Annotated in this window: 17 protein-coding genes and 1 pseudogene; 6 read left to right on the top strand and 12 right to left on the bottom strand. The window is 67.4% G+C overall.

Annotated elements, in window-relative coordinates; translation table 11 throughout:
• The 3 genes from ACIA73_RS41595 to ACIA73_RS41585 form a co-directional block, all read left to right on the top strand.
• Nucleotides 1-1374 (top strand): molybdopterin-dependent oxidoreductase (locus tag ACIA73_RS41595; protein WP_399444222.1); only part of this gene is annotated, 1374 nt, incomplete at its 5' end.
• Between the two features lie 134 nt (nt 1375-1508).
• Nucleotides 1509-2060 (top strand): EF-hand domain-containing protein, encoded by a 552-nt coding sequence (locus tag ACIA73_RS41590; protein ID WP_399444221.1) that lies wholly within the window; start codon nt 1509-1511, stop codon nt 2058-2060.
• A 124-nt stretch (nt 2061-2184) separates the two neighbouring features.
• Nucleotides 2185-2580: a hypothetical protein gene (locus ACIA73_RS41585; RefSeq protein ID WP_399444220.1), complete on the top strand. Its 396-nt coding sequence runs from the start codon at nt 2185-2187 to the stop codon at nt 2578-2580.
• A 320-nt stretch (nt 2581-2900) separates the two neighbouring features.
• Here ACIA73_RS41585 and ACIA73_RS41580 read toward each other — a convergent pair.
• From ACIA73_RS41580 to ACIA73_RS41540, 9 genes and pseudogenes are all read right to left on the bottom strand, one after another.
• Nucleotides 2901-3014 (bottom strand): annotated as a pseudogene (locus ACIA73_RS41580) (class F sortase); the annotation flags it as partial.
• A 149-nt stretch (nt 3015-3163) separates the two neighbouring features.
• Entirely contained in the window at nt 3164-3295 is a 132-nt protein-coding gene (locus tag ACIA73_RS41575; protein ID WP_399444219.1) for an LPXTG cell wall anchor domain-containing protein, read from the bottom strand.
• Nucleotides 3279-3512 carry a hypothetical protein gene (locus tag ACIA73_RS41570; RefSeq protein ID WP_399444218.1) on the bottom strand — a complete coding sequence of 78 codons (234 nt, stop codon included), beginning with the start codon at nt 3510-3512 and terminating at the stop codon, nt 3279-3281. Before ACIA73_RS41570 ends, ACIA73_RS41575 begins: the two co-directional genes overlap by 17 nt.
• 194 nt (nt 3513-3706) lie before the next feature.
• Nucleotides 3707-4515 (bottom strand): IS5 family transposase gene (locus ACIA73_RS41565; protein WP_399444217.1). Its coding sequence is split into 2 segments (ribosomal slippage): nt 3707-4167 and nt 4167-4515, totalling 810 coding nucleotides; the frame shifts between segments, so codons are not numbered across the junction.
• A gap of 815 nt (nt 4516-5330) precedes the next feature.
• Nucleotides 5331-5948 carry a hypothetical protein gene (locus tag ACIA73_RS41560; RefSeq protein WP_399444216.1) on the bottom strand — a complete coding sequence of 206 codons (618 nt, stop codon included), beginning with the start codon at nt 5946-5948 and terminating at the stop codon, nt 5331-5333.
• Nucleotides 5949-6008: 60 nt separating this feature from the next.
• Nucleotides 6009-6368, bottom strand: a complete 360-nt coding sequence (locus ACIA73_RS41555; protein WP_399444215.1) for a hypothetical protein — start codon at nt 6366-6368, stop codon at nt 6009-6011.
• 247 nt (nt 6369-6615) lie between these two features.
• Nucleotides 6616-6894 carry a hypothetical protein gene (locus tag ACIA73_RS41550; protein ID WP_399444214.1) on the bottom strand — a complete coding sequence of 93 codons (279 nt, stop codon included), beginning with the start codon at nt 6892-6894 and terminating at the stop codon, nt 6616-6618.
• Between the two features lie 225 nt (nt 6895-7119).
• Entirely contained in the window at nt 7120-8535 is a 1416-nt protein-coding gene (locus ACIA73_RS41545; protein WP_399444213.1) for an NF041680 family putative transposase, read from the bottom strand.
• Nucleotides 8532-10181 (bottom strand): IS5 family transposase, encoded by a 1650-nt coding sequence (locus ACIA73_RS41540; RefSeq protein ID WP_399444212.1) that lies wholly within the window; start codon nt 10179-10181, stop codon nt 8532-8534. Before ACIA73_RS41540 ends, ACIA73_RS41545 begins: the two co-directional genes overlap by 4 nt.
• 173 nt (nt 10182-10354) lie before the next feature.
• On the opposite strand from ACIA73_RS41540, the gene ACIA73_RS41535 reads away from it, so the two are divergent.
• The 3 genes from ACIA73_RS41535 (at nt 10355) to ACIA73_RS41525 (ending at nt 11543) form a co-directional block, all read left to right on the top strand.
• Nucleotides 10355-10549 (top strand): hypothetical protein, encoded by a 195-nt coding sequence (locus tag ACIA73_RS41535; RefSeq protein WP_399444211.1) that lies wholly within the window; start codon nt 10355-10357, stop codon nt 10547-10549.
• Between the two features lie 197 nt (nt 10550-10746).
• Nucleotides 10747-10872: an IS3 family transposase gene (locus ACIA73_RS41530; protein WP_399444210.1), complete on the top strand. Its 126-nt coding sequence runs from the start codon at nt 10747-10749 to the stop codon at nt 10870-10872.
• 242 nt (nt 10873-11114) lie between these two features.
• On the top strand, nt 11115-11543 hold the full coding sequence (locus ACIA73_RS41525) for a hypothetical protein (protein ID WP_399444209.1): 429 nt from the start codon (nt 11115-11117) through the stop codon (nt 11541-11543).
• A 293-nt stretch (nt 11544-11836) separates the two neighbouring features.
• Here ACIA73_RS41525 and ACIA73_RS41520 read toward each other — a convergent pair whose 3' ends face one another.
• The 3 genes from ACIA73_RS41520 to ACIA73_RS41510 all read right to left on the bottom strand — a co-directional run bounded on the left by ACIA73_RS41520 (nt 11837) and on the right by ACIA73_RS41510 (nt 13038).
• Nucleotides 11837-12250: a hypothetical protein gene (locus ACIA73_RS41520; RefSeq protein ID WP_399444208.1), complete on the bottom strand. Its 414-nt coding sequence runs from the start codon at nt 12248-12250 to the stop codon at nt 11837-11839.
• 76 nt (nt 12251-12326) lie between these two features.
• Nucleotides 12327-12677: a transposase gene (locus ACIA73_RS41515; RefSeq protein ID WP_399444207.1), complete on the bottom strand. Its 351-nt coding sequence runs from the start codon at nt 12675-12677 to the stop codon at nt 12327-12329.
• A gap of 226 nt (nt 12678-12903) precedes the next feature.
• A complete protein-coding gene (locus ACIA73_RS41510; RefSeq protein WP_399444206.1) occupies nt 12904-13038 on the bottom strand; it encodes a hypothetical protein in 135 nt (44 codons plus the stop codon).
• Between the last annotated feature and the right edge of the window lie 502 nt (nt 13039-13540).

The raw sequence follows: 13540 nt of genomic DNA, 5'->3' as shown, positions 1-13540 counted from the left end.
TCCCAACGGTCGCTCATCATGGTCAACTACGCTGTGCAACGCGCGGACCACGGCGAACAGCCGATCTGGATGTCCGTCGTACTGGCCGCCATGACGGGCTCGATGGGCCGGCCCGGCTGCGGCTGGGGCGCGGGCTACGCGACGATGGACGCGACCGGCGTTGCCCCCGGCCGTCCCTCCGTGGCAACAATTCCCAAGGTCGACAACCTCGTCCCGGATTTCATCCCGGTAGCAAGGATCGCCGACACCCTGCTGCACCCGGGCAAGACCATCGACTACGACGGTCAACGCCTCACACTGCCCGAACTTCGCCTGGTCTACTGGTGCGGCGGCAACCCGTTCCACCACCACCAGGACCTGCACCGGTTGACCCGCGCCTGGCAGACCCCGGACACCGTGGTGGTGCACGAAGCCTGGTGGAACACCACCGCCAAGTTCGCCGACGTCGTCCTGCCCGCCGCCACCGGCCTGGAGCGCGACGACTTCGCCGCCGGATTCTCGGATCCCCACCTCGTCGCCATGCCGAAAGTTCGCGAGCCGGAGGGCGAGTCGCGCACCGACCACCACATCTTCGCCGCTCTGGCCACCCGGCTCGGCTACGAACAGGAGTTCACCGAGTCGCGTTCCGAGAGCGAATGGGTCCGGCACCTCTACGAGCAGACGAGAGCCGATCTCGGTGACGAGGCCACCTTGCCCGGCTTCGACGCCTTCTGGCGAAGCTCCACCGCTGAGCTACCGGCGTTGGCCGGGCCGTTCCCCGGCAGCTTCGAGGCGCTCCGCGCGGACCCGCAGCGCTTTCCTCTGTCGACGCCATCGGGCCGTATCGAGATCTTCTCCGAGGAGATCGACTCCTTCGGCTACGACGACTGTGCCGGGCATCCGACGTGGTTCGCACCGGCAGAGTGGCTCCACGCCGAGTTGGCGGACCGATTCCCGCTGCACCTGATCTCCAATCAGCCCGCCTCACGGCTGCACAGTCAGTACGACAACGGTGGCCACAGCCTTGGGTCAAAGATCCGAGGCCGCGAGCCCGTGACGCTCAACCCGTCGGACGCCGCGTCGCGCGGCATCGAAAACGGCATGATCGTGCGCGTCTACAACGACCGAGGCTGCTGCCTGGCAGGCGCAGTCCTTTCGGACGACCTCATGCCGGGCATCGTGCAGCTCTCCACCGGAGCGTGGTGGGACCCCGTCCAGCCGGGCCGGGCCGGAACCCTGGACCGCCACGGCAACCCCAACGCCCTCACCGCGGACCGGCCCTGCTCACGCCTGTCCCAGGGGCCGAGCGCTCTCAGCGCGCTGGTCGACGTCGAGAGGTACGGCGATCTGGCCCCTGAGGTGCTCGCCTTCACGCCGCCCGATCTCGACCACTGACGCACTACGACGTCCCTCTCCACAGACCGGTCCCGCCTCTCAATCATCACGCGCGGCGGGCTGACGCTGACCGCCCAGACATTCTCCACCTGCGTGTTTGCACGTGGGTAACCAAGTGAATACTCTGCGCAGTCGTGACTGCACTTCAAGACCTCAAGTACGGCCAGTGGTTCCGCGGCGCCGACATCGACGGCGACGGATTCATCACCCAGCAGGATGTCCGAAAGATGAGCGAGCGCTACATCACCGCCCGCGGCACGGCACCGGACTCCGTGACCTCCCGCCGGCTCACCGAGGGGATGGACACGTTCTGGGCGAACGTGATCGCCCCCATGGACCAGGACGGTGACGGGAAGGTCGATCTGCGGGAGATGACCGAAGGGTTCAGGCGGGTCCTGACCGACCCCGCCCTGTACCCGGACCAGATCGAACCGGTCACCAACTGCTTCTTCGACCTCGTCGACCTCAATGGGGACGGCATGATCGACCAGGTGGAGTTCCAGCAGATGTTCGCCTCGGTCGCCGGCGTTCCCGGCCGGGACTGCGCTGCGGTCTTCGCGGCCCTGGACCGGGACGGCTCCGGAGCGCTGGACCGTGCCGAATTCCACCAGGCCCTCACAGAGTTCTTCTACGGCAACGATCCCGACGCTCCTGCCAACCACCTCTTCGGGAAATTCGCTGCCTGACGACTCTCAATGCAGGCCGGCAGTTGGCGGCCTCCCGGCCGTGGCGCCTCGGGGGCACGGCCGACCGGAAGACGGGCCGGGTGCGCGGGTACCCGCCCCGTGCCGGATCGTTGGGCAGATCGTGATGACGCCCCTGCCGCCCACAGGTCCTGTGCCCGCTCTCGCCGACACGGTCGCCGATGCCGCGTGCGCTCTCGCGGACGCGGTCACCACCAGCTGGCCCGCAGACCGGGGCGGGGCGCTCGATGCCCCCTACGGACTCGACGCCCTCCTCGGCGCACTCGCCCACCTCGACGCCGATGCCGCCCGCCTCCTGGCCCCGGCCGTCCTCGCCGCCGCCCGTCTGCGCCAGTACCTCGACCCGCGTACCACCGAGCAGGACCACGTCCAGGAGGCGGCCACACCCGGCGCCCGGGAGGCGGCGCCGGTCGTCCCGGGGCCGCGTACCGGCCCGGCACGGTCCGGGAGCAGGCCCCGGCGGCGCGGACGCGGGCCCGGCTACCAAGGCGTTCCGCGCTGACTCCAGCACCCGGAACTGGCCCGTGGACGCGGTCGAAGGGACCCCGGTGCGACTGCAGCAGCTGTAGCGCCGCGGCTGGGTCAGCCTGCGCATCCGCATGAACACCACCCGCGCGCACACCTAATGATCTGCGGGTGAAGCTCGGCATCAAGGGGCTCAACAAGATCCGGATTGTGGGCGGTGGCGGTGTCCAACACAGTCCAGGTCACCATCCGCTGACTCCCCACGGCCTCCACCGCGATCCCGTACAAGCTCTGCGGCTCCCGGGCGGGGTTGCCGGGCTCTGACCGCCGGGGGCAGCAGGCTGTGCGCACAGGTGGTCATGCGTGGCCGGTGAGGTGTGCGTAGACGACGATGTTCCCCAGGTATCTGCCGGTCTTTTTGTCGTAGCCGCCGCCGCAGGTGATCAGGCGTAGTTGTGGTGTGCTGGGCGCGGAGGCCAGACAGGGGTGCGTGCAGGGTGCACGACGCCGCCTCTCTGCCGTGGCATCGGTGGTGTGGCCAGAAGCGGGCTTGGGCCGGCAGTTTCCTGCTGACCCAAGCCCGCTCGACAGTCATGACTGTGTTGCGTCGTTGACAGGTGTCAGTTCTGGCTGTTGTTGTTGTTGCTGCTGCGGCGGCGGCCGGCGACCAGTACGCCTGCGGCCAGGACACCAGCCGCCCCGATGCCCAGGGCGAGGGAGGTGTTGTCGCTCTCGCTAGTTGTTCTGCCCACCGACACCGGTGTGCATGGCGCCCCGGGGGTGGGTCTGCTTATGCGACGGGTCCATAGTGATGTCGCCGCAGATCAGTTGGGCCTCGGAGTCGGTGGAGTCGGCCTTCTGCTTGAGCTGGTCGACGTTGTCCTGCTCCGCCTTGCCCGGGTGCCCGCCCGCGGCGACCTGCTTCTGGTAGTCGGCTACGGCCGCCTTGTAGGCGGACTCCGCCTCCATCGCGGCCGCGGTCGCAGGGTCGCACTGGGTGTCGGCCGCCGAAGCATCGGGGCGGAAACCAACAGGGCTGCGGTGGCCAGGGCGGTACCGGTGGCTATCTTCAGCGAACGCATCAGGGTTCCTCCAACAACAGCGGCGACAGCACATCGTGTGCCGCCGACGAGACCGCCGTAGTTCTGGCGTAAAAAGTCATCTCATTTGGTGAGTCTGCGGTAGCAAATGAGAGTGCAGGCGATGCTGGTGAAAGCGAGGAAGTGGTCGGCCTTGCGTTCGTAGCGTCGGTGGAGACGGCGGCAGCCGGCGAGCCAGGCCATCGTCCGCTCCACGGTCCAGCGGTGGCGGCCCAGCCTCTGCGACGACTCAACCCCCCTGCGGGCGATGCGATGCGTGATGCCCCGCTCTCGAAACCATCGCCGCAGGTGGGCGTAGTCGTAGCCCTTGTCGGCGTGGAGCTTGCCGGGCTTGCGGCGTCGCTTTCCGCGGCGGGAGCGTATCGGAGGGATGCCCTTCACGAGGGGAATCAGGGCCTGGCTGTCGTGCAGGTTGGCTCCGGAGATACCTACGGATATGGGCAGACCGGTCCGCTCCGTGATCAGGTGGATCTTCGAGTCGTACTTACCCCGATCGACAGGATTCGGACCTGTCAGATCCCCCTTTTCAGGGCCCGCATGTTCACCGAGTCGATCGCGCAACGCGACCAGTCCAGTTCCCCACGAGCGCCGAGTTCGTCGAGGACCAGGCGGTGGAGTTTGGCCCACACACGGGCCTTCGACCACTCGGAGAAGCGACGGTGGGCCGTCGCCCCGGACGGGCCGAACGACGCTGACGGCAGCTGCTGCCAGGCACAACCCGACGTGGCCACGAACACGATCGCGGCCAGGACTTCCCGGTCGCCGTGCCGACGCCGTCCGCCGCCTTGAGGCCGCGACGGCGCCTCCGGCACCACCCGCTGGAACATCTCCCACAACTCGTCCGGCACCAGCCGCTCAACGATCCCCACCATGACCGAAACTTTACCGAACCCGCCAAATGAGATGTAAAAGAAGGGCGCTTCGGGGTGCACGCAGGGCGGGGTTCCCGCTGCACCTGGCTGTCCACCTGCGCGACCAAGGGGGCCCGGGACGCTGAAAAGCGGGCAGCGAGGCGGGAGCCGGTGGAGGGCTCGGCTGGTCCCTGCACGCGCCTGACCGTGTGCAGGCCGTGCCCCCCGACCCTTCGTTGGGCGCGGGTCGGGGCAGGGCGAGGTGTTTCTGTCCGGACTGCCCGCGCGGCTTCCCGCCCCATGCTGGCTGGCATCGGACCGAACTGCCCGCCTCGCACGCCACGTCGGCTGGGCGCAGCGGCCAAAGGAACCGTGGCCGGAAGGAGGGAACGGGCAGTGGTGGGGCGGAGGTTCACAGAAGGCTCCTGTCGGACGGCTGCGGAATGCGTACGCCCTGACCCAACCTGCTGCTAACAACTGACTGACCAACCACCAGGGGTCGATCACGATTACGAGAACGACACGATTCGACGGGCCGGGCCGTGGTTGGTCCGCTCCGGCCGTGGTGGGGCCGCTGCGCTCATGGTTGGTTCACCCGTGAGCAGCCGCGCGGAGCCCCTCCTGGACGCCCTGCGCGCGGCGCGGGATCACGAGATGACGTTTTCGCGTCCGCCGGCTCATCGGGGAGCGGGGCTTCGCCGGGCGTGCGGGGGCGTGGGGCCGGTGCAGGCCTCGCAGGCGGTGACGGCGGGCTCGGATTTGATTAGGGTGCGGCTCCTCCGGAGTGAAGGGCTGAGTTACGGGAGCGGTGGTCGGGGTCGTGCACGGCGCTGACTTCAGATCCGCTCCGGGTCGGATGACCTGGGGTTGGGATGGAATAGCGCGATGTCCGGCCCGGTGATGATGATCAGCCGGTCCTCGATGACCGCGACCGCGCCGGCGTGGATGGGAATCGCATCGATGCACGTCCGGGTAGTCAGGTCCCAGACCCGCACCGAGGAGTCGCTGGCGGTGACGGCTGTCGGGCGTCCGTCCAGCACCGTGCACGCCACCGACCGCACCCAGTCGGTGTGGCCGGTCAGGACGTCGAGGAGGGCTGGGGAGGTGTTGCTGCCGGTGCTCCAAGCGGGGGCCCAGGTGCCGGCGGGGGTGCGGTGGTTGAGGGCGTCGCGCAGGGTGGGGGCGTTGTAGCGGGCGGCGTCGATGGCCAGGCGTCGGCGGCGTAGGTCGGGGGTGGCGTGGGTGTGGTGGTCGCGGGAGTGGCGGTACACGGCGGCCGCGAGCCGGGCCTGGGGTGTGGTGGCGTGGGTGAGTTGGGGGACGAGGCGGTCGGGGTCGGCGAGGACGAGGTATTCGGGGTCTGCGAGGGCCTCGTCCAGGAGGCCGCCGGTGGCGGCGTGCAGTGCGTGGTCGCCCAGGACTGGTATCAACTCGACGCAGCAGATCCCGCCCACAGCAACTGAAGCTCCTGGGCGACTGTCCTTGGCCACGGGAGTTGACCGATGGCTGGTGACTCACTCTTCCAGCGACGACGGCCAGACATACCCGAAGGCTTCGGCGCACTCTCGATAGCCGCCGAGAACCACCGCGCCGTTCAGGGGGTGCGGGCGCCGGACGGCGGCGACGATACGTTCGGCCTGGAGCTTGGGGCTTTCCTCGGTCACCGCGAAACCGATCTTCAACTGGACGAACGGATCGGCGCTCTCACGCGGAACATGCAGGGAGACAAGGACCTGTCCAGGGTCCGAGTCCCACACTGAGACCCAGAACGTGTCACTGTTCCAGGCGGCCAGGGGATTCGGCACAACGAGCAACTGCTGATCCACCAGGTCAGCGACTTCCCACGCCAGCGAAGGCCGCTCTGCCAGAGCCACAGTGCTCCCCCTATTCGAACCTGCACGCCCGGCCTGGAGCGCACACGAGCCGTTGCAGCGAACATGATCGACCGCATCCTACCGACGTGGCGGCTGGTCACGCGGGTGAGTAACTGAGCCGTCAAACCTCAGCGTCAAGGACAGCGACCTCGCGCACAGGCAATTCACCGAGTCACCGGCGTCTCACTCAATCCAGTCCGTGCAGGTCAACACGAACCGGTCGACTAACTTCGTTGCGACAGGTCAATTACAAACCGAGCAGCGCCTCATGCGGCTCGTCGTAGACGCTCCAGCACAGGACGCTGCCGTCGTCGTTCAGGCTGCCCATGTACCAGTAGTCGCTACCGGCGGCCTTCATGATGCAGAGATCGCCGAACCCGAGGACGAACGTGGGGTGAAGAACCTTGTCCGGGGCGTCGAAGTACACGGCGGGCCGATCCGGGCTGAGCGCCTGGGCCTGGCCGTCCCCGGAGACGTCCCGAATCTGTTGGATCGTCCATCCGTCCGGCGGCTGGTGGTTTTCCATGAGGCGCCAGCGTAGTACCCGCGCCGCGCACGGCCTTGGGCACTGGGCCTGGCTCGCTCGGGGGACCGTCTGGCAGGTCAGGGCCCCTCATCTTTATGAGGTTCGAAAGTGCTGGAGGAGGCATTGTCCTGCCACCAAGTGGGCCACCGGTTCGGGTACATGAACCGGTGGCCGACCGGGCAGATCACGTCGGGGTTGTGGCCGGGCTCGCCCTCAGCTTGGCATCTATCCTCTGCGGGCTTGGTGTTCCTTGATTGATTCGGCGCGTTTGGTCGTCTTGCCGACGCTGTGATGGCTGGCCCGGTGGTTGTTCTTCGATCCTGAGGGTTGTCCGGGGCCGGGTCGGGACGGTTTCGGTGCGGCTGCCGGGCGGGCCGCGGTTGCACGGACGTTGCGAATCCCCCGCCGGACCCGGGCGGGGGTGAGCCGACGGGGTTCGGTTCGTCGTTCCCAGGGCCTCCGGAGCTGGGTATGTGCGGCGATGATCAGCCAGGTCCACAGATCGGTGGTGTCGGCGCGGCGGATCTTCGGTGCGGTCCATCCGAGGGTCTGTTTCATCAGCCGGAAGGTGTGCTCCAGGTCGAAGCGGTGGAGGAATGACTGCCACCACCGGTCCACGTCGGCCGATGCGGCCGAGGTTGCGGAGCACCACAGCCAGACCGGCTTTGGGTCGCGGTCGCCCGGCAGGTATTCCACTTTCAGTCGTATCAATGTGCCGTGCAGTACGGGCAGTTCCTCTCGCGCGTGCTTGAGCCAGGGGCCGCGGTGAGTGAGCCGGGGATGCATACGGTCCCAGGCCAACGTCTCTGCCTTGCCGTAGCGGGTGGTGTCCGTGGCGGTGGTGACGTCGGGCTGGTGCCAGGTGTCGGGCTTGGCGAAGGTAAGGACGCCGCCGTGGCGGCGGGGCCGCCCGCCCTTCGGTCCGGAGCGGGCGGGGCCCGGGTCCCGAAGCATGACTCGGTCCGAGCGCAGTCGTCCGAGCAGCACGACGGGCAGGTCTTGCAGGGAGTGGGAGAGGTAGGTGACGTCGTAGCCGGCGTCCATCACGATCAGGATCTCGGGGTCGCCCGGCTTCCAGTGCCCCGCGTCGGCCAGGCGTTCCACGACCTCGCGGAGCTGGGCGGCTGTGACGAGTGTTGCGTCGTCCGCGGGTCCGAGCCGCAGGGCGTCCAGTAGTCGGCACCAGGAGGTGCGGCCTGGTTCCAGGGCGGCGACGAAGGAGTACGGCCAGCCCGGGATGAACTGGTCCGACTTGCGGTCGCCACGTCCGTAGACGTGGCAGAAAAGCCGGTCGTCGCTGGTGGGAGCGTCGGGGCGGAGCCAGTTGCTCACGTCCACGGCCAGTACGATCCGCCCGTCGGCCGTCTTCGGCAGCGGTAGGCCGGCCAGCGCCCGTCGCAGACGCGTCGGTTCGGCCCAGCCACGGTCCAGCCCCGAATACAAGGCGCCGTGTCCGCGCCGGTGCTCGGCCGTCAGCGAGCGCTCGACCAGGGTGTTCACCGGCCCGTCCGCACACAGCACCGCGTCGGTGAGCTCGAAGAGGGCGTCAGCCCGGGCACACAGACAGTCGTAGAACTCGACACGAAAGCGGGACAACACATCCAACGCCTCGCGTCCGGACACGTCGGCAGACAGACTCATACACAGCGGCCGTTCTCTGATGCTTTGTTACTCGACATCTCGAAGCGTGGAGAACGGCCGCCTCCGCTGTCCCGGGAAACACCGCAGATCAGCAGGTCGGGTGACGAGCGAGGATAAACGCCAAGCTTAGAAGCTGTTGTCGTACCGAATGTGATCGTTGAGTTTCCGCTGTTCAGGCATGGTCTCGCTGTCGTCTGTGCAGGGTCGGGATGATCGGTTGGTCCTCGACGATGCGGAGGTGCCCGGTGGCGTCGGTGATGGGGTTGTTGGAGGAGCGGGAGGCGGCTGCTCGGGTGCGGGTGGAGGAGGTTCGCGCGGAAGCGGAGCGGATTCTTGCTGAACTCGACTCGGCGGAAGCGGTGTTGGAGCGTCGGGTGATCGCCTGGATGGAGCTCGCCGAAGCTCTGGCCGCTCCGGCGGATGCGCTGGCTGCCCCGGCCGCGGCGGCGGGGACGAAGCCGACGGCCGGGAGGAAGACGCCGGTCGCTGGGTCGGTCGTGGCGCACTGGCACCCGGGGGCGTCGGCGGACACGCTCGCGATGGACTACCGGCGGATTGTGAAGCTGGTGGAGTCGGATGTGGTGGGCAGTGAGGGGATCTCGGCGGGAGAGGTCGCCGACCGTCTGGGGCTGGAGATGGTCCCGGCGAAGATCGAGGGGGTGCGCTCGAAGGCGCGGCGGCTGGCCGAGCGGGGCTGGCCATGCCGCGGCAGTCCACCGCGAGTGCTGTGTCGGCGGTGTCGCGGCCCGGCGGGCCAGGCGGCGGCTCATGAGCATGGCCAGCGAGAAGTAGATGAACGTCTCGCTGGAGGCGGGCAGTGTCTCGAAGTCCCGCACCAGGCGCCGCGAGCGCATCAGCCACCCCAGAGTTCTTTCCACCACCCAGCGAAGCGGCAGCACCACGAACCCGGCCGTGTCGTCACGGCGCCGGACGATCTGCACGGTGAGCTGCAGGGTGCGCCGGGCGAAGGAAACGAGGCGGCCGGCATAGCCGCCGTCCGCCCACACGAGGGTGATCTTCCGGAACCGGGACCGCAGTTGGGGCAGCAGGGTGTGGGCGGCCTGGCGGTCGGTCACGTTTGCGGCGGTCACCAGGTCCATCAGCAGCAGGCCGAGGCTGTCGGTGATGACGTGCCGACGCCTGCCGTTGATCTTCTTCCCGCCGTCATGGCCGCGCGCCGCGGCCGGCACGGAGGCGGCTGCCTTGACGGACTGCGAGTCGATGATCGCCGCCGTCGACTCCGCGCTGCGGCCCTCACTCTCGCGGACCTTCCCGCGCAGCCGGCCAGGGAACTCCCGGGCCAGGCCCTGGTCCCGCCACCTGCGGAAATAGGCATACACCCGGTCCCAGGGCGGGAAGTCGGCAGGCAGCGCCCGCCACTTGATCCCGTTGTCGGTGACATAGAAGACCGCTTCCAACATCTGCCGGTGGCAGTAACCCTCGGGCTGCCCGCCCCGGCCCTCCAGCCACGCGGGGACGGGCAGTGCCTCGCGGACCACCGCCCACTGTTCGTCCGTCAGGTCCAACGCGTATCTGCGCATCCTGTTCGGGCGGTCGGCCGCGTTCCCGAACCGGTGCGCGAGGCAATCACACGACGGGGCAGACGAGTTGAACCCGAACGACGAAACAGCATAGAACTGCGTCAACAGGGCCTCCTGGGTGACGAGTTGGCTTCGCATCCCTCGTGCTGCACCGGAGGCCCTGCCTTCATGCACGCCACGGACAAGTTCACCCGCCCCCATCCCCTTTTTCGATCACATCGTGCTCATGATCGATAGGAAGACGGCTTCTAGAAGGACCCGCCCGGGGGTATGAGGAGATGCACGAGCGTTGGCGCAAAGCCCACTCCTCGCGTCGCATCCGGGTCGAGCACGGTATCGGCCATATGAAGAACTGGCGATCCCTCGCCCGGCACCACGGCCGACGCGAGCACATGAGCGACATCATCCAAGCCGTCGCCGGACTGCTGTCCCACCAGCAGGCCGCCTCTACAGCAGGCGGTTCGCACCGGTGAACACAAGGGCCAGCCCGCGGCCTTCGACGCGCCACCGCCAACTGTGCACGAGCTCGTTACTTCGACCCGCCACCCAGATGACTGCCGCAGCGAGTTGACAGCTATAGGAGCGTCAATGCTCTGGCGGAGTCGTTCTTCGCCAGTATCAAGCGTGAACTTCTGTACGGTGAAGACGGTTGGGGAATCCTGAAGCCCGTATGGCGGTGTTCTCCTGGCTTGCCTGGTACAACAACCGGCGCCGTCATTCCGCTCTCGGTCACGTGAGCCCGGTTGAGTTCGAACAACGTTCCCTCGGCTCCGGTATCCTGAATCCTGTCGCATAGGTCGTAGATATCCACGTAGCGGGACAAAGCCCAGACAGCATCTTGCCCCCAAAGGTGGTTTTCTACAGGCCAGTTGGCCGCCAGGGCAACGGATCGGTCATTCCTCAGATTTCGATCCCCTCGAACATCAAGGACAGTTGAGGCAAACCCCTCGGGACGTTGACCCGCTCGAACACAGGGTTGAACATGCTATCTACACTCTTACCTTCGGATCGATTTTCGACGAGAGGGCTCGACGACACATGCGCACATCTCGAATTGCCACCGTCCTCGGCGGTATAGCCGCCGCCACGCTCCTCACGGTCACCCAGGCGTCCGCCGCCGGCGCCGAGACGGAGCGCGCAACTGAAACCACCCGCCCTAGCGTTCAGTGGGTGAAGTGCATCGCAACTCACGGCGATAACGACGAGTACCAGGCCTGCTTCGCCCCCGAAGGCGACTGGTTCAGTGTGCACGACGGGGTGGCCGACGGTTCCTCTGCCGTCGTGGATTGGCAAGTCGGGAACCGCTACGGCGCCATCTTCCACGCCGACGGTGCGTCCTCCACCCGCTTCAAGAACAAAAACTTCCCCGAAAGTGCCACCATCAAATTCCGCGTCTGCAAGGGCCACTGGAGCACCAAGAAGATCACTGCGGGCACGTGCTCCAGCTACGTAACCAATCTGACCTGAGGAGACCTCTGACGAGCCAGGTACAACACCTGCACGTCGGACTGGGTCAAGGCCCCCGTGCGTCGAATTCGAGCGCAACGGGGGCCTTGTTACCGGTAGTCCGTTAAACCCGGCGGTATAGATCAAGAGGTCTGCCGGTGGTGACGGCGTCGAGGAGAGCTTGAAGCTCGGGTGGCGGATCTTGGTCGGTCCAGGCCCGCCACCAACGGGGCAGGATGATGGCCGGGGTGAGCCAGGAGCGGACCGCGCGTAAGGCCACGGGCCGGCAGGGCAGTTGGGGCTGGTGGGGCGTGTCAACTCCCCCTCTCTGCGCCCTCGTCGGGCCAGGGCTCCGGTGCGGTGGCATCCAGCGGTCCGGGCGGGGCGAACCACTGGTCCCAGCAGAAGGAGAACGCGCAGTTCACCAGGGTCTGATGGCGGTGGATGGCCCTCTCGGAGCGGACCTGGAAGTCGGCCCAGCCGAGCTCGTCCTTGATCTGTTTGTAGCTCTGCTCGATCCAGGGCCGCAGCCCGTACAACCGGACGATCTCGGCGAGATCGGCGGGCGGGTGTGCACTGTTAGCGGCGTGCGAGGCGTCGGGGTGCGGCAGGTTGGTCGTCAGGTACCAGGTGGCCTTCTCGGGCAAGGTGCCCGAGTCGGTGGTGGCCACGACCAGGCGGCACGGGCTGTCGGGGCCGTAGCCGCCCAGCTCGCGTCGGCGGCCCACCAGGTCTCGGTGTGCCCGTCACGGAAGCGGCGCTCGACCGGTGTCCAGTCGCCCGGATGGTCGGGATCGGTCCCGGTCAGGGCGTGGGCGGCGTCGATCGGGGTGTGGGGCTCACCGGTGCGGGCCCAGGTGCCGCGGTGGCGGTGCCGGCCTTGCGGTCTCCGGAGTCGTCGGTGACCAGCACCCCCTGATCGTGCGGGGCCGTGGCCGGATCGGCACGCATCAGCTGCAGACGCTGGTCGTTGATCAACGTGTCGTCCCAGGTGGACTCCGACAAGAAGTACTGGAGTCGCTGCACGGCCGCGTCCTTCGAGCCGGTCACCGGCTCAACACCAGCCAGACCGGTCAGAGGCTTGTTACGATCGCGCGGCGCCAGCAGAGCGGTGAGGTACTCGCGCAGACCACGCCGCTGGGCGAGCGAGGCCAACAGATCATCAAAGCGGGCCGCGTACTCCTCCAACGGGCCCGGAGCGGGCGGGCAGCCACGTCACTCAGCCATCGATGCTCCCGGGGAACGGGTCCCTCCTTCTGCTCTACGAGCACCCCGAGGAGCCGTCAAGCCTTCCTACCGCCGGGTTTAACGGACTACCGCTAGTTGGAACCTGGCCAAGGTTCTAGCTTGAGTCTGTCGGGGATCTTGGAACTGTCGGGGGTCAGGTGCCCAGGGTGCGCCAGGATTTCAGCCGGGGGATCTCACGCTGGTCGAGGTAGTCCTGGAAGGCAGTCGGTCGGCGGGATGCGGGCGGTTCCTCGGTCGGTGACAGCCCGCTGAGGTGCTCGATGTTCACGGCGATAGCCGTCAGGACGTGCTGGATATCTGCTTTTCCTGTCCTCGGTAGCGGCAGCGGCGCATGCCGTGTCCGTGGGCGAACTCGTTGACCGTGCTCTCCACTCCGGAGCGGACTGCGTAGCGGGCCTTCCACTCGGGGGGTCTGTTGCTCAGTGCGGACGCGGAGTTGCAGATCGCGGAGTTCTCGCGGGGGAAATCCGACGGCGCGGACGTTGTCGGCGGTGGTGGTGCACTGGGTGCGGATGGTGTCCCACCATGTGGTGTAGCCGTGATCTCCGCGTAGCCCCTGGTCATGGGGCGGCCATCGCTCCCTGCAGAAGATCTGTGGATGAAGGTGTAACGCACGGCGTCTTGCCGGACACATCTCTATTGGAGGGCAGATGGAACTGAATCGTGAGCAGAGATTGAGCTCTTTCCAACCTCACGCTGACGCGTGGTGAAGGACGACGACGGCCTTCACCACGTTGGTGATGCGGTTGGTGCTGCAGCGGAGCTTCTGC

It is taken from the genome of Streptomyces sp. NPDC051561 (assembly GCF_044454195.1).
Lineage (GTDB): Bacteria > Actinomycetota > Actinomycetes > Streptomycetales > Streptomycetaceae > Streptomyces.
The sequence above is the reverse complement of the archived record's forward strand: the minus strand, read 5'-3'. Positions and strand labels throughout refer to the sequence as shown.